The following is a 17,323-nucleotide window of genomic DNA, read 5'->3' as shown; positions in this document are numbered from 1 at the left end:
TGTCCTAGCGACGCCCGGTGCCATCGCGGTCAGCGCCTGCGCGGCCCTGGGGCGCTGCCGGACGCGCGCCGCCGGTGGGCCTCTGAGGCGCCACGGGGCGGGCGCTGCCTGCCGGCGCCTGTCCTTGTCTCGCGACGGTTTCGCGGCTTGCGGCGCCGCGCGCGCTGTCGAGTTGCGCTTGGCGTCCCGATCCCGAGGCGTCGAAGGCGCTGCCCGGGGCGGCGCGGCCCGGGCTCGGGACGGCTGCGGCGCGCTGCTGGGGTGCGCTGACCTTCGCCGCGGCGGTGGGCGTGGCGGGCGTCGCCACGGGCGATGCGCCCACGTCTTTGCGCGCCGGGGTGGGCTGCCGGTCGCCTACGCGCGGCGCGGGCCGACCCACCGCGCCGCTGACCTGGCCGGGCTGCTTGTTGGGCCGCCACTGGGTCGTCGCGGGCAATGTGGACACCTGCCCCGTCGTGAGGCTCGCGGAGGGCCGTTGTGCCGGGATGCCGGGGCGGTTGACCGTGACATTCCGGTTCACGTTGACGTTGATGTAGGTCTGGCGGCCGTAGCCGCCGTAATGCGCCACGTAATGGTGGCCTCTCCACGCGGAACTGATCGCCGCGCCCCACACGAGCCCGGCGGCGAACGCTGCGCCCGGAGGGTAGGGATAGTAGTAAACGGGGTAGGGTGACGGCCAGTAGCTCCAGGACGAATAACCACCCTGCACGATGACCGTGGTCGGGTTGTACTGCGGCACGTAGATCACCTGCGGGTTCGCAGGCACGATCTTGATGACTTCCTTCTCGACCACGATCACCTGCTTGGTGTCGGTCTTCAGGTTGCCGACCGAATAAGTCCGCCGCCGGAACGCCTGGATCGCTTCCAGCACGTCAGCCTGGCTCGCCACGACCGCTTCACCAAGCGCAGCCGTCCAGTCGAGGTCCTTGCTCATGTAGTGCACGACTTCGGGATAGTTGAGCAGCGACTTCACCGGGTCGTCCCAACCCTCGTTTACTGCGAGCTTGGGATCCGACTTCCGGTTGTCGAGATACCGCCCCGCCTGCACCAGCTGCAGAGGATTGGTCGACGCAGGCAGGATGATCGCGACGAGATCGTCGGGATACAGCGCGATCGGAGCGACCAGATTCTCGAGTTCGGCGGCCGACATCACGGCCGAGACCCCACCCACCGCGGCGGGTGCCTGCGCGGGTGAATGCTGCGGGAACATGATGGCCATGCACGCCGCAACGGTCGCCAGCAGGCGATGGAACGCCTCCGGGGCCGTGCGGGAAGACACCCCACGATCAGATTTCATCTGTGTTCTGCCTCCGCCCGTCAAGGGCGATGGGTCGCCGATGTTTCGTATGCCGAAGCTAAGGCGCTTCCGCAGGCCGGGGAATTGGACCAAGGTCCAATGTTCGATCTTCGGCCCACTCGGTAGATTCACTGGGAGTCCTGCTCGTGGCGGGGGGTGGCGTGAAGAGCGACCGCTGCGGGCTGGAGTTGCACGCGGCACCTTCCGCCACCGACGGTCGCCGAATCCGAAGAGTGAGCGCAAGATGAGCCAGGACAAAGCCGCAAAGCAGGACACCCTTCCGTTTCCCGATGAACCGTCGGGCAGCAAGGCCGGCCGGACGATCGCCGAATCGGTCTACAGCCCGCGGCCCGCACTGCGCCGCCTTCCCGCCGATGCGCCGAACATTCTCATCGTGCTCATCGACGATGCCGGCCCCGGGCTTCCGGACGCGCTCGGTGGCGAGGTGCATACGCCCACGCTGCAGCGCATCGCCAAGGAAGGGATTGCCTACAACCGCTTCCACACCACGGCCATGTGCTCGCCCACGCGGGCGTCGCTCCTGACCGGCCGCAACCACAACCGCGTCGGCAACGGCCAGATCACCGAGCTGGCCAACGACTTCGACGGCTACTCCGGGCGCATTCCGCGCAGCAGCGCGCTCGTGGCCGAAGTGCTGAAGGACTATGGCTACAGCACCGGTGCCTGGGGCAAGTGGCACAACACGCCCGCCAACGAGACGACGGCGGCGGGGCCCTTCGAGAACTGGCCGACCGGCTTGGGGTTCGAATACTTCTACGGCTTTCTCGCAGGCGAGGCCTCGCAGTACGAGCCCCACCTGGTACGCAACACCACCGTGGTCCTTCCGCCGAAGACGCCGGAAGAGGGCTACCACCTGAGCGAGGATCTGGCCGACGATGCCATCCGCTGGCTGCGCACTCACCGGGCGCTCGCCGCGGACAAGCCGTTCTTCATGTACTGGGCCAGCGGTGCCATTCACGGCCCCCACCAGGTCCAGAAGGAGTGGGCCGACAAGTACAAGGGCAAGTTCGACGACGGCTGGGATGCCTACCGCGAGCGCGTGTTCGAGCGCGCCAAGAAGCAGGGGTGGATTCCCGAGAACGCGGAACTCACGCCACGGCACCCGCAGATGGCAGCGTGGGACAGCATCCCCGACAACGAGAAGCCGTTTCAGCGTCGCCTGATGGAGGTGGCCGCGGGCTTCGGCGAGCACGTCGACGCACAGGTGGGTCGCATCGTCGACGAAATCGAAGCCATGGGCTGCGGCGACAACACGCTGATCTTCTACATCTGGGGCGACAACGGCTCGTCCTCCGAGGGACAGAACGGCACCATCAGCGAGCTGCTGGCACAGAACGGCATTCCCACGACCGTCGATCAGCACATCAAGGCGCTGGAAGAACTTGGCGGCCTGGACGTGCTGGGCTCTCCGCTGACCGACAACCAGTATCACGGCGCCTGGGCCTGGGCCGGCAGCACGCCCTACAAGGGGACAAAGCTGCTGGCTTCGCACTTCGGTGGCACGCGCAATCCCATGGCGGTGCGCTGGCCGGCGAAGATCAAGCCCGATGCGACGCCACGCGCGCAGTTCCATCACTGCAACGATGTCGTGCCGACGATCTACGAGGTGGTCGGCATCACGCCGCCGCGCGAAGTCAACGGTGTGGCGCAGGACGCGATCGACGGCGTGAGCATGGCTTACACGTTCGGTGACGCCAAGGCCAAGGGCCGCCTCGTTACCCAGTACTTCGAAATCATGGGCAGCCGCTCCATCTATCACGACGGCTGGATGGCCAGCGCCTTCGGCCCGCGCACGCCCTGGCTGCCGGGCGTTCCCCCCGGCATCGCCGAGTGGACGCCGGACAAGGATGTATGGGAACTCTACAACCTGGAGGAGGACTGGACGCAAGCCAACGACCTCGCGGCGAAGATGCCGGAAAAGCTCGCCCAGATGAAGGAGATCTTCATCGTCGAGGCAGCGAGGAACAAGGCGCTACCGATCGGCGGTGGCCTCTATGTCGCCTTGTTCCATCCGGAGTTGCGCCTGGGCTCACCTTACACGGAGTGGACTCTCACGGGGGATACGGTGCGCGTGCCGGAATTCGCCGCGCCCGCGCTGGGCAACAAGCCCAACCTCGTCACGATCGACGCCGAGGTGCCGGCCAAAGCGAACGGCGTGCTCTACAAGCTCGGCGGTAATTCCGGTGGGCTCACCTGCTTCGTCGAGGACGGGATCCTCTGCTACGAGTACAACCTGTTCATCGTCCAGCGTACCAAGATCCGTGCCAAGCAGAAGCTGCCGGCCGGCAAGGTGAAGATCGAGATCGAGACGGACTACATCGAGCCGAGGGCGGGCGGTCCGCTGAAGGTGACCCTCAAGGTGAACGGCAAGCTGTTTGCCGAGGGCACGGTGCCGGTCAGCGCGCCGCTGGGGTTCACCGCCAACGACTGCCTCGACGTCGGCATCGCGCTCGGCTCGCCAGTGTCGCTCGACTACCGCAAGAAGGCGCCGTTCAAGTTCAACGGCACGATCGAGCGGATGCACGTCAAGTACGCAGCGCCGCGGGCAATGCAGGCCAGAGCCTAATTCGAGGAAGGCACCGTGGGCTCGCGTCAAGCACTGGACGATTCGATCGTCGAGAACCTCGTCAAGCGTTCGTACCAGTACGTGGCCATGTACAACGTGAACAACAAGTTCGCGCTGAAGCAGGGCGGCTGGAACACCGTGGCGGCGGACACGCGCCTCAAGGATCACACGATGCGGGACATCGCGCGACCCAACAACGACTCCCTCTACATCGGCTGCATGCTGGACCTGCGCAAGGATCCCGTCATTCTGGACATCCCGGCGATCGACTCGAAGTACGTGTCGCTGATGATCACGGCCTACGATCACTACGTGAACATTCCGCTGTCGACCCGCTTGGGCAACTTCGGCAGGCCGGAAAAGATGCTGGTCTACACCTCGCGCACCCAAGGTTACGAGAAGGGCGAGAAGGTCCAGGGTGTCGACCGCTACTTCGAGGCCAGCGGCGATTTCGTGTCGGCGGTGTTCCGGGTCATGCCGCATGCCAGCGATACGGAGCGATTCGAGCGCATCCTGGGGCAGATGAAGGCGGTCCAGCTGGCGACTCTGTCGGAGCTTCACGGTGGGAAGGCTAAGCCGATCGGCGACATCACGTTCCCGCCGGTTGGCAAGACCGACTTCGATGTGTTCGAGACGAACCTGCTGGAAGTCATGCAGTTCGTCCTCAACCATACGACCTTCGATCCGAACAACGACATCGACCAGCCGCTGCTCGCGGCCTACGCGCCTTTGGGCGTGGTGCCCGGCAAGGCCTATGACCCGAGCACAGTCGCGCAGATCGACGGCAAGCACTTCCGGGAAATTGCCGAGCGTGTCTGGAAGGGCGAAATGGCCAAGGTCGGGAACCCGAAGTTCGCCGACTACGTGAACAAGCTGTTCCAGCCGAAAGGCGAGATGAGCCTGGAACACCTTTTGTTCCAGTCCGTGATCGGGCCGATCGGCCAACCGGCGCAGGAAGCCGTCTACCCGGCCGTCGCGACGACGGACGGCAAGCCGATGAATGCCAGCCACGACTATGTCATCCGCATGGCGGCGGGCGACCTGCCCCCCGCCAGGTCCTTCTGGTCGTTCACGTTGTACGACACGAAGAACGGCTTCTTCATTCCGAACGAGCGCAAGAAGTACAGCGTCGGCGAGAACGGCGGCATGAAACTGGACGCCGACGGCGGCATCGCCATCCACATTGCCGAGCGGAAGCCGGAAGGCGTCCCGGAGGAGAACTGGCTGCCGTTGAATCGCGGCGACTACGGCATCGACGTGATCCTGCGTCTGTACAGCCCGGATCTCGAGAAATTCAAGACCTGGTCGCCGCCCAAGGCAGAGAGGATCGTCGGATAGATCTCCGGGCCCGATCCTGGCTGGAGCGCGGAACGCGTGAAGCAGCGACGGTCGATCGGCGAAGACATCGAACTTGCCGCGTACGCGGTGGAGAAGCAGACATGGCAAATCAATTGAACATGCAAGACCAAGCCTACGAGATCGGCATCGAGGTCTATCACTACCTCTACCCGCTGATTCTCATGGACATCACCCGGCGCATCACGACCAATTACGAGCCGGGCACGAAGCCCGGAGCGGGGCCGGCCAACACGTTCGCCCACATGCGGGCCTTCCCGCCGGCCGATTTTCGCGAGGTGGTGCGGCCGAACTTCGATACGCTCTATTCGAGCGTCTGGCTCGACCTGACGAACGAGCCTGTCGTCGTTTCGGTGCCGGACACGGGCGGGCGCTACTACCTGCTGCCGATGATCGACATGTGGACCGACGTCTTCGCCGTGCCCGGGTCGCGAACCAGCGGCACGCAGGCGGCACACTTCGCGGTCGTGCCGCAAAGATGGCAGGGCACCCTCCCGCAAGGCGTCGGCCGCATCGAGTCACCCACGCCCTACGTGTGGATCATCGGCCGCACGCAAACCAACGGCACAAAGGACTACGCCGCGGTGCACAAGGTGCAGGACGGTTTTGTGGCCACGCCGTTGTCGCAGTGGGGCAAGCCGGCCGTGCCAACGAAGACCGTCGTCGACCCCGGCGTGGACATGAAGACCCCGCCGCTGGTCCAGGTGAACACCATGCCAGCTGCCAGGTTCTACAGCTACGGCGCGGAGTTGATGAAACTGCACGCGCCGCATGTCACCGACTGGTCGATCGTCGCACGCATGCGGCGCATCGGCATCGAACCCGGAGAGAGCTTCGAATTCGACAAGGCCCCTGCCGATGTCAGGGCAGGCCTGGAGCGCGCCGTTGTCGACGGCCTCAAGCTGATGCAAGCGGGAGTGAACACGCTGGCGCGGGTCACCAACGGCTGGACGATGATGACCGACACAATCGGGGTCTACGGCAACGCCTATCTCAAGCGCGCCGTCATCGCCATGGTCGGGCTGGGAGCGAATCAGCCGGAGGACGCGATCTACCCGATGTGCCTGGCCGATGCCGAAGGGCAACCCCTGGATGGCGCCAACAAGTACGTGCTGCACTTCGACAAGGAAGGGCTGCCGCCGGTGGGAGCCTTCTGGTCGGTCACCATGTACGACGCCGAAGGCTTCATGGCCGCCAACAAGCTTGAGCGCTTTGCCATCGGCGATCGCGACGGGCTGAATTTCAACCCCGATGGATCGCTGGACATCTTCATGCAGCACGAATCGCCCGGCGCGGACAACGAGTCCAACTGGCTGCCGGCTCCCGCCAAGGGCGCGCTCGGTGTGACCATGCGCCTGTACGGGCCCAAAGCGCAGGTGCTTGACGGTCGCTGGGCGCCACCGGCGGTGATGCGGGCGAAGTAGATACGGCAAGGGTCAAGGGTCATGGGGTGAGGTGGACGTAAGAGGGGATCACTTGAGCGATGCGCGCGGAAAACCGTGCGAACGGCCCGGGAGTCGCAGTGGTGCCGACGAACATGGATATGCAGGTCCCCAGATCATCGGCGTGCACCCTCGAGAGCGATGCAGGGCATGAGGAAGGTCCGAAATGCGAGGAACCTGCACTGCCGGGTGGGTCACGGTATCCATGGCGCAGCCAAGGACGCCTTGCTCCCCACTGCCGGGGGCAAGGGTGCGCGGGTGGTCGACGCGGCCCAAGCCACATGCCGACGCCGGTTCTTCCGTGGCTGATCGATGTCATCACAACCGCCACGCCGGCGATTCCGAAGCGGCTCGATCTCCCCCGGCGCACCGATGATTCTTGCCGGGTGATTGCCCCGATCGGTGCGCCACAGTCATTGTTGATACGGTGCCGTACCGAAGGCGTGAGACATGACCGAAAGCGGGAAACTTGAGGACTTCTCGCTGTTCGGCGGACCGCTGCACCGAGTTGGCGACCGATTGGGACTGGTCCACGGCGGAACGAACACGGTCCCCCTCGGACTGGCGCTCGGTGTTTCGACCTGGGTGGTGCTGGTGGCGCTGGCCCTGATCGAGGGCGTCGGGAACCAGCTCTTCTCCCTCCCCATGATCGGGACGCACGTGCGGCTGTTGCTGGCCATCCCGCTGCTTTTCATGTGCGAGGCGCTTGTGGATCCTCGCATGGCGATGTTCGTGGGCATGCTGGTGCGCTCGCGTGTCGTGCCGGATACCGCATTGCAGGCCCTGAATTCCGAAACTGCGCGCGCGACCCGGTACAGGAATTCCGCGTGGCCGGAGTCGATCCTCTTGTTGGCCGCTGTGCTGTCGCTGCTGATCGGACCGCAGTTGCATCTGTTTGGGGTGACCGCCAACTTCGACGCGAGAACAGCTGGGGGCGACACGAGCCTGACCGGTGCCTGGTATTGGATCGTCTGCATGACGCTGTTTCGCTTTCTGCTTCTTCGCTGGCTCTGGCGGCTCGCGATCTGGTCTCACTTCCTTTGGCGCCTGTCCAGGCTCGAACTCCACCTGGTGCCGACTCACCCCGACCGCGCCGGCGGACTCGGATACCTGGAAGTGGTGCACAACGAATTCTGTGCGCTGGTCCTGGCGCTCTCGGCGGTGCAGGCCGCGTCGTTCGCGGAGGAACTTGCCGCGGGCACGCTCGCCCTGGAAGCGACATACCCGGCGCTCGGCCTGATGCTCGTCTTGTTCGCCGCGCTGTTTCTCGGCCCTCTGTGCATTTTCGCCCCCAGGCTGTGGGCATGCCGGGTGAAAGGCTTGGCAGACTATTCGATTCTCGCGGCGCGTTACGTGAACGAGTTCGACAGGAAATGGCTGAGGGAAGACGGCGCCCGGGATGCGTCACTGCTCGGCACGCCGGACCTGCGGTCGATGGCTGACCTGAGCAGCAGCGTCGGCATCGTTCGCGATGTGCGGCTGGTCATCGTCAGCTTCGGAATGCTGGTGCACATCGCATCGGCGGCGCTGCTGCCGATGGTCCCGCTGCTGCTGTTCAAGTTTCCCGTCCAGACGCTGGCCGAGAAACTGTTCCTGAGACTGTTCGGCCTATGAAGCCGTGCGGCACCCGGTCAGCGACAGGCGCCGAGGCCGGCATGGGAATTTGCGTGCCGCAACCGGACTGCAGGCGGGACACACCCGTGAGGACTGCGCCATGATTCGCACCGACGTTCGGGGGATTTGCCGGTGCCTTTGCGGCATCACCGCGGCGGTCGCCCAGCTGGCCCTGGCTGGGTGCATGAGCGTCGCTCCCGCCCGGATCACCGCCGACCGCATCGACTTCGGGTGGGTGATCGCGGAATCCTGGAAGCGCCAGACGCTTCTCAACGTGGTTCGGCTGCGCCACGCCGATGCGCCGGTCTTTCTGGAAGTCGCTTCGATCATCAACAGCTATTCGGTGGGGGGGAAGGCGAACGCCAGCGTCGAGGCCTTCAGCCACACCGATCCCGCCATGCTCGGACTGGGCGTTGAAGGCACCTGGTCGAACACGCCGACGGTCACCTATCAGCCGCTGACGGGCGCGCGCTTCACGCAGTCCCTGCTCCGACCCATCCCGCCGGCGGCCCTGGTGCAGCTGCTGCAGGGCGGCTGGCCAGTGGAACTGGTGATGCAGACCGTGGTGAGCGCGGCCAACGGACTGCGCGGCAACGCTCCGGGCGAAGTCGAGCAAGCCGACTTCGGCGAACTGGTGCAGGCCTTGTCACGCATGCAGCGGGCCGGGGCTCTGGGAATCCGGGTCGACGCCGGCAAGAACGCCGGCGGCGTCGTGATCGTGTTGCGGGGTGGGAGCGCGGACGTCCGGCTCGCCCGGGACCGGGACCGGGTGGTGGAACTGCTGGGACTGGAGCCGGGTGTCGGCGAGTTCGAGGTCGTCTACGGGCTCGTCCCGCGCCACCGTCGCGAGGTGGCCATCATCAGCCGCTCCATGCTGGAACTCATGCTGCGGCTCGGTGGCGGCGTCGAACTGCCCGACGCGCCAGCCGGGCAGGAACGGGCGATGCCGTTTCCCCGTCAGGCTGCGGACCCCTCGTCGATCGGGCTCGCGCGCATCCGTTCGGGGAGCGAGGCGCCCGCGGATGCCTATGCGGCGGTGCCGTACCGGGGGCACTGGTACTGGATCGACGACACCGATGTCGCGAGCAAGCGCATCTTCACGTTCCTGCTGATCCTCTTTTCGCTGGCCGAGACCGGCCCCAGCGCGGCGGCGCCGGTCGTCACGGTACCTTCGCGATGAGACGGACAGTCACCCTCGCGGGCCTCTCGCTGCTCGGTCTGATGACGGCGGCCGCCGGAGGCTGGGGCATGCTCGCGCTCGCGTATTCGGGGCCCCCGGACGATGCCTTGCGCAACGTCCTGGCCGCCGCCTTTGCGCTGGCTTCGCTCGCCGCGCTGCTCGCGCTGTGTTTCCGGCGCTGGCGCTGGCGCGTGATCGCCGCCTACCTCGTGCTGTTCGCGCTGCTCGTCGCCTGGTGGCGCGGCATCGCGCCGTCCAACGACCGCGACTGGCAGGCCGACGTGGCGGTGCTGTCGCATGCCACGATCGAAGGCGACATGGTCACGGTGCACAACATCCGCAACTTCGACTATCGCAGCGAAACCGACTACGCCCCGGCCTACTACGACAAACGCTTCGACCTGCGCCGGCTGGAGGGTGTCGATGTGGTGGCTGTCTACTGGATGGGACCGGCCGTCGCGCACGTATTCCTGAGCTTTGCCTTTGCCGGCGATGACCACCTCGCCATTTCGATCGAGGCCCGCAAGGAAAAGGGGGAGGGCTATTCCACGAGCCGAGGATTCTTCCGGCAGTACGAGCTCTACTACGTGGTGGCCGACGAGCGCGACGTCATCAGGCTGCGAACCAATTACCGGCACGACCCGCCCGAGGATGTCTACGTGTACCGGCTGCAGGGAGCACTGGAGAACGGCCAGAAGCTCTTCCTGGAGTACATGGCGAAGATCAACGCGCTCAGGGCGGTCCCCGAGTTCTACAACACGCTGACCACCAACTGCACGACCAACATCTGGTTCCACAGTCGGATCAACCCGCAGCACCTGCCCTTCAGCTGGAAGATCCTGGCGAGCGGCTATGTTCCGGAGTACCTGTACGAACAGGGGCGGCTGGATACCGGTGGCCTGCCCTTCGCCGAACTCCAGCGCCGGGCGCACGTCAATGCCCGGGCGCGGGCTGCCGATGCGGCGCGGGATTTTTCAAGGCGCATCCGGTTGCCCTGAGGCTGCGCGGATGCCGGTGCCCCCGGCGGCGCGCCAGATCGATGCACCGTCGGGTGCGATGAGGCGCGACGCGGGGGGCGCAAAGCGGCCGTGTCTTCGAGGGAGGACGAGGAATGAAGAAGCGATCTCGCTGGACCGACGCGATGGCCGCCGTGCGGCTGGCGTTCTTCGTGATGCTCTCTGCGTTGGTGGCCCCCGCCGGTGCCGACGAGGCGCCTGGACCTGCGGGCAGCGCCAAGCGTCCGAAAGTCTGCCTGGTGCTGTCCGGCGGCGGCGCGCGAGGTGCGGCCCATGTCGGCGTGCTCAAGGCGCTGGAGAAGCACCGCGTGCCCATCGACTGCATCGCCGGCACCAGCATGGGTTCGCTGATCGGCGCCGCTTATGCGACAGGCATGAGCGTCGCCGAAATGGAGACGATCCTGGAGGGTATCTCCACCGAACTGCTGTTCAAGGAACAGCCCCCGCGCCGCGAGAAGTCCATGCGGCGCAAGCTTGACGACTACACCATCCTGCTGGGGCCCGAAGTGGGTGTCAGCGCCGGCAAGCTCCAGTTCGGCAAGGGCCTGGTGACCGGCGTGCAGCTGGAGACTGTTCTGCGCCGGCTTTCCAAGGCGCGCGGCTTCCAGCGGTTCGACGAGTTGCCCATCCCGTACCGCGCCGTCGCGACCGACCTGGTGACTGGCAAGCCGGTCATCTTCAGCGAAGGCGAGCTTGCCAACGTGATGCGTGCCAGCATGTCGGTGCCCGGCGTGGTGGCGCCGGCCGAGTTCGGCAACATGATATTGGTGGACGGCATGCTCACCAGCAATCTGCCCGTGGAGACCGCGCGAGCGATGGGTGCCGACATTGTCATCGCGGTCAATGTGGGCACGCCTCTGCTCAAGCGCGAGGCGCTGACCGGGATCGGGGGAGTGGCCAGCCAGATGCTCAGCATCCTGACCGAGCAGAACGTGCAGGCCGCGCTCGCCACGCTGAGGCCCACCGACATCCTGATCACGCCAGAACTGGGCGATTACTCGACCGGCGACTTCGACCACTTGCCGAAGATCGCGCCCCTGGGCGAGGTGGCTGCGGACAAGGTGGCCGAGAGGCTCGCGCTCCTGGCGGTGCCGGTCGGCGAATACGCTGCGTGGCGCGAGCGACAGCGGGTCGATGTGGCGACCGACCAGCGGCCGATCGATGAAATCAGGTTCGACGACCTCCAGCGTGTGAATGCGCAGACCGCGATGGCGGTCATGCGCACGCGAACCGGGCAACCCATCGACCAGGACACCCTCGATGGCGACATGCGCCGCCTGTATGGCACCGGGGACTTCGAGCACGTGAACTACCGCATCCTGGAAGAGAGGAGCCGGCGGGTGCTCGCGGTGGACGCGGTCGAGAAGTCCTGGGGGCCGGACTTCGTGCGCTTTGGCCTGGGGCTGTCGAGCGATCTGGGCGGCGATGCCTACTTCAACCTGCTCGGCAGTTATCGAAGGACCTGGCTCAACTCGCTGGGTGCGGAGTGGCGAACGGACTGGCAGGTCGGGCAGACAAGCAGCTTGACGAGCGAGTTCTACCAGCCGCTCAGTCCCGGCGGCGCATTCTTCGTTGCACCGCAGCTGGCGTTCGAGCGGCGTTCCACCAGCCTCTACCAAGGCGATGAGCGGATCGCGAGGTACAAGACCACCTCGTCTCTGGCGGGCCTGGATGTCGGCGTGAATCTCCAGAGGTACGGCGAACTCCGTTTCGGCGTGGTGCGCGAGTCGCTCAGACCGCGGCTCGACACCGGGTCGACCGAGTTGGCGCCGGCAACTTCGAGAGTCAGCCAATGGGCGTACAGGACGCGCCTGGTGCTCGACCAGCTCGACAGCGCAGACTTCCCACGCTCAGGCTGGGGCGGCGGGCTCAAATTGTTCGCCGCGGACAGCGGTCTCGGAGCAGACCAACCCTATACCAAATGGGACGTCAACGCCGGTGCCGCCTATTCCATCGGCGAACACACGTTCAACGTCGGCATGAGAGCCGGCGGCAGGTTGGGTTCCAGCCCTTTGCCCGTGTACGACCAGTTTCAGTGGGGCGGCTTCCTGCAACTGTCCGGTTATTCAACCGGTCAGCTGATTGGGCAGAGCCTGCGCTACGGGCGGCTCATGTATTACCGCCGCATACTGCGCGGCACTCTGCTGGAGGGTGCCTACGGAGGTGTCTCGCTGGAAGCCGGCGAGGTTGGTCAGCCGCTGGTGCCGGGCAACCCGGAGGGATGGCTCAAGTCCGTCGGCGTCTTCATCGCTGCTGACAGCCCGATCGGGCCCGCATACCTCGGATACGGGCACACGGAGGATGGAAACAGCGCGTTCTACTTCTATCTGGGAAGGCCGTTCTAGAGAGTCTGTATGGTCCGAGACATGACCTGCCAACGGGTCGCACTGGCGCGTGTGAGTGCATTGGCAGGAGATGAGTCTCTCTCTTGGGAGGTTGGGCGAGTCGAGGACGGTGCGCATGGGCGTGGTCAGGCGCGGCAGGCTGCGTTCCGGTGCGTGTCCGACCTTCCTGGACAGTCGTCAGGCCGATGTGGCCTCTGCGAGGCCGGAGCCGCCACATTCGGTCACCCGCGGGCGGCGATGCCTGCGCCTTCACCAGGTGAGCACGAACGATGGCTCGTCGATCATCACCGTCTGCAGGCAGCGTCGCGACGATTGCGAAGAAGTTCGCCATCACGATCCGGGCACTGCTTGCGATCGGGAAGGGGTGGCCGCTGAGCGCGTGGGAAAGCGCCGGCGCCGGACGCTGGCCAGCGCCATGGGATCCAGGCTGGCGCGATGCCATGGGCACGCAGGGCCACGCCGGTGACGGTCAAGGGCAATCTGGACGTCTCTCCATCGGCACCGACGAACACACCACCTTCGGTGGCGCCGTCAATCGGTGTCACGCGCGAAACGTTGGCAACGTCGACGTCGCTTCGCGCTTGCCACGGCACCGCAAACGGGGGATATCGCTCGCTGCAGCAGCCGTGGCCCGCCCCGCGGCGGGACCGCAGCCACGGGCGCGTCGGATCCGGGATGAACCGCCGGGCCTGCGAGACCCGGCGAACCGTGCTTAAGGGTTCGGGGACGCGCGGCCGGTCGGCCCCTCACTGACCCAGTTTGGTGATCTTCGAGCCCTGCAGGCCGACGCCAGCCATGAGTCCCTTCTGACTGAAGATGACCGCATAAACGTCGGCCTTGCTCGTCAGGTTGTTGATGTCCTTCGCGGCGCCGGCATCGATGAAGACGATGTTCGGTCCCATACCGATCTGGAAGTTCTTGCTGTTCCGGAAGTCGGTCAACACCTTGTCGCTCATGAAGAACAAGACATAGCCGAACGACTGCGCACCGGCCTGCAGCCCGATCGAGACTGCCGATGTGTTGTAGTAGGCGCTCGACATGCCATTCACGAGCAGCACCCCGTCGCCAGTTTGTGCGCCGACGACGAAGCCCGCTTTATGCACGTTCGGAAAGACCAGGATGCCTTTGGCCTTGTCGGCCAGCGCCTTCGCGCCAGGGGAGCCGCTGTACAGCGATTTCAGCGCGGCACGAGCGTCCTGGTCGAGCCCCGATGGCTCGGCGGCGTACGCCGGCTGCAGGCCGATCAATCCAACCACGACCGTCACACAAGCGAGGAAGGTCCGGAATAGGTTGGTCATGAGAACTCCTTTCGATGTCGGTCAAGATAATTCGTCGCGCCAGCTCCTGCCACGGCCGTTCATCGGTGGCCTGAACTGCTCGAACTTGAGCTTTTCGGAATCGGTCCTGAGTTCGGGTCCGGAGCCTTGCCGCAGGACTCCAACCATCACCTGGCGAGCGTGCCCGTCCCGAAGGTCGTGTCCGACCGCAAGTGACGCGCCCTTGGGGCCCTTCCCTGCGGCAGGATGGCCGCCCGTGGGCAGTGCGGGTGGGCCACCAACCCGTCGCCTCGTGGTGGCAGTGCCCGCGACGAATGGGGTCCCTCGCAGGTGACGGGTGCCGCGTTCCGAGGCCCATCTCTCCGCGCCATTCCGTGTCCGGCGCAGCACCCCGCAGGCATGCTTGCAGTTCTCGTGCATCGCCGCTGCGCCCCATGAATCCAGACTTCTGCGGCTCCAGCGCACGGCTTGCCGCCGGGCGAAAGCCGAGGAGGCCCATGGAGGACGTACCAGAGTACCCACTATACTGATTCCCTGTCCTGGCCCTGGCTCTTCCAAGCAACCACCCTCGAGGCGATGCGCATCACACCTCGCCCCAAGCGCGGCAAGTGAATGATGCTCATAGGCGACCTGACCGACTATTGGCCTTTGGTCCAACCGCCGTCGGCCTTCGCCTTGGTGCCGAGCGCTTCCTCGATGGCAGAGCCCGGCGCGAGCGCCGTGGCGCGATGCGGCCTTTGCGATGGGCTGCCCTCACGGGACGGGCCGGGTCGCCAGACAACCGATCTGCTGTCCTCGCGCGGGGCTTCGCATGCGGCGTCGCCCTGTGTCGGCTCCGGTGGCCCCACGGGCATCCCAGGCGCGGACACTTGGGAATGAGATGAACTGGATCTACGGCTTCTGGTCGATGATGGGCGGCGCCTGCGCCATCCTCGCATTCGTCCACTTCACGATCTGGCTGAGACGGCCGGCGGTTGTCGTCCACCTGCTCTTCGTGATCATTGCCTCCTCCATCGGCGTCATCGCGGCCATGGAAGTGATGACGATGAAAGCCACCTCCCCGGAACAGTACGTCATGCTGGTTCGCTGGGGAGGCGTGCCGGTGTTCGTGCTGATCACGGCGGTCGTGGCGTTCTTGCGCGCGTATTTGGGTGCTCGCCGAATGTGGCTGGCGTTCACCGTGTGCGTCTTGAGCTTGCTGGTGCTGGTCGTCGGTCTCTCGCTGGACCTGAGCTATCGATTCACGGAGATGCCCGTATTGCGGACATTCGAAGTGGTGGGCGGGGACACCGTCACGCTCGCGTACGGCCCGGCAAGCCGCTGGCTGGGATTGGTCGTGTTGAGGAGCGTGCTCTATCTGGGCTTCATCGTGGACTGCTCCATCTCTCTGTGGCGGCGCGGTGACCCACTGGAGCGTCGACGCGCGGCCCTCATCGGCGGCAGCATCGCGCTCGCCACAGTGTTTTCGGTGGTTCATTCGGCATTGCTGGAGGCAGGGCTTATCGAGTCGCCCTATCTGATCACGCCGGCATGCTTGGTCGTTCTCTTCGCCATGGCCTTTGAACTGGGCTCCGACGTTTCGCGGAAGGCGGAGTACGCCAAGAGAGTGATGGAGGACGAGACGCTTCTGCGGGAAACGGAAGGACGCATGGCGCTCGTGGCCAATTCCGTCGACATGGGCATGTGGGAGTGGGATCTCGGCCGGAATCAGATGTGGATGAGCGAAGGGGGGCGAGTTCAGTTCGGAATTGCGGCCTCGGAACCCCTCGACCTACAGGTCCTTCTCGGCGCCATCGACGCCCAGGATCGGGATGCCGTCGCTCGAGCTGTCGATGAGGCGGTGAAGAGCCGGAGCAGTTTTCGCTTGAATTTCCGCGTGACGCGCCCCGATGGAAGGCGTCGCTGGATCGCCTGGGAGTCCGGTGTGTCGGCTGACGGTGTCGACGGGGGGCGCGTCCTGCGGGGCGTGTCACGCGACATCACGCAGGCCGTGCGGGACGAAAGACGCTTCCGCCTGGTCGTGGACGATTTTCCGAACTCGGTGTTCATCGCTGATAAGGCCGGCAGAATCCTCTTGGCGAACTTGCCGGCAGAGGAAGTGTTTGGCTACAGCCTCGAAGAATTCAAGCATCTCGGCATCGATGACCTCCTCCCGGAACGGTTCAGGAGCAATCATGTGCTCCTGCGGCAGAAATACTTCGAACGACCCATCAGGCGTCGGATTGGACCGGAGCTCGACATTTTCGGTCGACGCAAGGATGGCAGCGAGTTTCCGGTCGAAGTCTGGACGATACCCATCGACAGCGAGGATGGGGATCAGGTTCTGGTCACGATCACGGACCTCACAGAACGTCGACGCCAGGAACGCGAGGCCATGGAGCAGCGCAACACTGTGGCGCACCTGTCCCGCGTCGCTGTGGTGGGCGAACTGTCGAGCTCGCTCGCGCACGAGTTGAACCAACCGTTGGCGGCCATCCTCAGCAATGCTCAGGCTGCACTGCGATTTCTGGAAAAAGGGTCGGCTGACCTCGTGGAAGTGCGCGAGATTCTCGGCGACATCGTCGACGACGACAGGCGAGCCGGAGAAGTCATCAGGCGAATGCGCGCCATGCTCGCCAAGAGCGAGGTGCAGTACCAGAAGCTCGACATGAACGCAGTGACCACCGAAGTCGCGCGCCTCGTGCAACGCGATTTGTCGATCCGACAGGTCAGGCTCAGCGTGCACTGCATGCCGGACTTGCCAGCGGCGAAGGGTGACCGCGTCCAGATGCAGCAGGTCCTGCTCAACCTGTTCCTCAATGCTTGCGATGCCATGGAGCATCTCGATTCGAAAGACCGCGTGGTCGACGTGTCGATCGCGTTGCGCGACGCGGATTCGATCGAGGTTCGCGTGGCCGATCAGGGGGACGGCGTACCGCCGGAGCGGATGGCGATGATCTTCGAGCCGTTCCAGACGACCAAGTCCAACGGGCTGGGAGTGGGCCTGTCGGTCTGCCGGTCGATTCTGAACGCCCACGGCGGCGCCATCTGGGCGGTCAACAACGAGTCGCGTGGGGCCACCTTCTGCTTCTCCGTGCCGGTATTTCGCGAGGCCGGCGCATGAGCGCGAGGAGTCGGCCCAGGGGCGGGGACTTGACGCGCATCGCCAGGGTTGACCCTGCCGGAGCGATGCGCGTGCCCAGGCGTCGCGTCTTCTCGTCGCGCCGGGT

At 65.3% G+C, this 17,323-nt stretch carries 10 protein-coding genes; 8 read left to right on the top strand and 2 right to left on the bottom strand.

Translation table 11 applies throughout. The features are described from left to right. Window positions 1-4 precede the first annotated feature (4 nt). Entirely contained in the window at window positions 5-1,219 is a 1,215-nt protein-coding gene (locus Q0599_RS18145) for a DUF3300 domain-containing protein (RefSeq protein ID WP_298832355.1), read from the bottom strand. On the opposite strand from Q0599_RS18145, the gene Q0599_RS18140 reads away from it, so the two are divergent. From Q0599_RS18140 to Q0599_RS18110, 7 genes are all read left to right on the top strand, one after another. Continuing rightward, complete coding sequence (locus Q0599_RS18140) at window positions 1,209-3,884, top strand: arylsulfatase (RefSeq protein ID WP_298832353.1); 2,676 nt, start codon at window positions 1,209-1,211, stop codon at window positions 3,882-3,884. The two genes, Q0599_RS18145 and Q0599_RS18140, sit on opposite strands and share 11 nt — an antisense overlap. 87 nt (window positions 3,885-3,971) lie before the next feature. Then, the gene (locus Q0599_RS18135; RefSeq protein WP_298832351.1) at window positions 3,972-5,222 is read left to right on the top strand and encodes a DUF1214 domain-containing protein; all 1,251 of its coding nucleotides are present in this window, start codon (window positions 3,972-3,974) and stop codon (window positions 5,220-5,222) included. A gap of 119 nt (window positions 5,223-5,341) precedes the next feature. After that, window positions 5,342-6,664 (top strand): DUF1254 domain-containing protein, encoded by a 1,323-nt coding sequence (locus tag Q0599_RS18130; RefSeq protein ID WP_298832348.1) that lies wholly within the window; start codon window positions 5,342-5,344, stop codon window positions 6,662-6,664. Between the two features lie 468 nt (window positions 6,665-7,132). Continuing rightward, complete coding sequence (locus Q0599_RS18125) at window positions 7,133-8,296, top strand: hypothetical protein (protein WP_298832346.1); 1,164 nt, start codon at window positions 7,133-7,135, stop codon at window positions 8,294-8,296. Between the two features lie 100 nt (window positions 8,297-8,396). Beyond that, a complete protein-coding gene (locus Q0599_RS18120) occupies window positions 8,397-9,476 on the top strand; it encodes a hypothetical protein (protein ID WP_298832344.1) in 1,080 nt (359 codons plus the stop codon). A 41-nt stretch (window positions 9,477-9,517) separates the two neighbouring features. Beyond that, the gene (locus tag Q0599_RS18115) at window positions 9,518-10,474 is read left to right on the top strand and encodes a DUF4105 domain-containing protein (RefSeq protein WP_298832341.1); all 957 of its coding nucleotides are present in this window, start codon (window positions 9,518-9,520) and stop codon (window positions 10,472-10,474) included. Window positions 10,475-10,587: 113 nt separating this feature from the next. Continuing rightward, entirely contained in the window at window positions 10,588-12,837 is a 2,250-nt protein-coding gene (locus Q0599_RS18110) for a patatin-like phospholipase family protein (RefSeq protein ID WP_298832338.1), read from the top strand. A 746-nt stretch (window positions 12,838-13,583) separates the two neighbouring features. Here Q0599_RS18110 and Q0599_RS18105 read toward each other — a convergent pair. After that, entirely contained in the window at window positions 13,584-14,135 is a 552-nt protein-coding gene (locus Q0599_RS18105; protein ID WP_298832337.1) for a lipid-binding SYLF domain-containing protein, read from the bottom strand. 859 nt (window positions 14,136-14,994) lie between these two features. Between Q0599_RS18105 and Q0599_RS18100 the strand changes: the two genes are divergently transcribed. Continuing rightward, on the top strand, window positions 14,995-17,217 hold the full coding sequence (locus tag Q0599_RS18100) for a PAS domain S-box protein (protein ID WP_298832332.1): 2,223 nt from the start codon (window positions 14,995-14,997) through the stop codon (window positions 17,215-17,217). The last annotated feature ends 106 nt before the right edge of the window (window positions 17,218-17,323 follow it).

Origin of the sequence: uncultured Piscinibacter sp., from assembly GCF_937952055.1 — a bacterium.
Lineage (GTDB): Bacteria > Pseudomonadota > Gammaproteobacteria > Burkholderiales > Burkholderiaceae_C > Piscinibacter.
This window is presented reverse-complemented; position numbering and strand designations above follow the sequence as displayed.

Excerpts from the sequence above, each read along its gene's own strand:
- Q0599_RS18125 (WP_298832346.1), top strand. The coding sequence starts at position 7,133 with ATGACCGAAAGCGGGAAACTTGAGGACTTCTCGCTGTTCGGCGGACCG.
- Q0599_RS18130 (WP_298832348.1), top strand. The coding sequence starts at position 5,342 with ATGCAAGACCAAGCCTACGAGATCGGCATCGAGGTCTATCACTACCTC.
- Q0599_RS18115 (WP_298832341.1), top strand. The coding sequence starts at position 9,518 with ATGACGGCGGCCGCCGGAGGCTGGGGCATGCTCGCGCTCGCGTATTCG.
- Q0599_RS18145 (WP_298832355.1), bottom strand. The coding sequence starts at position 1,219 with ATGGCCATCATGTTCCCGCAGCATTCACCCGCGCAGGCACCCGCCGCG.
- Q0599_RS18140 (WP_298832353.1), top strand. The coding sequence starts at position 1,209 with ATGATGGCCATGCACGCCGCAACGGTCGCCAGCAGGCGATGGAACGCC.
- Q0599_RS18135 (WP_298832351.1), top strand. The coding sequence starts at position 3,972 with ATGTACAACGTGAACAACAAGTTCGCGCTGAAGCAGGGCGGCTGGAAC.
- Q0599_RS18100 (WP_298832332.1), top strand. The coding sequence starts at position 14,995 with ATGAACTGGATCTACGGCTTCTGGTCGATGATGGGCGGCGCCTGCGCC.
- Q0599_RS18110 (WP_298832338.1), top strand. The coding sequence starts at position 10,588 with ATGAAGAAGCGATCTCGCTGGACCGACGCGATGGCCGCCGTGCGGCTG.
- Q0599_RS18105 (WP_298832337.1), bottom strand. The coding sequence starts at position 14,135 with ATGACCAACCTATTCCGGACCTTCCTCGCTTGTGTGACGGTCGTGGTT.
- Q0599_RS18120 (WP_298832344.1), top strand. The coding sequence starts at position 8,397 with ATGATTCGCACCGACGTTCGGGGGATTTGCCGGTGCCTTTGCGGCATC.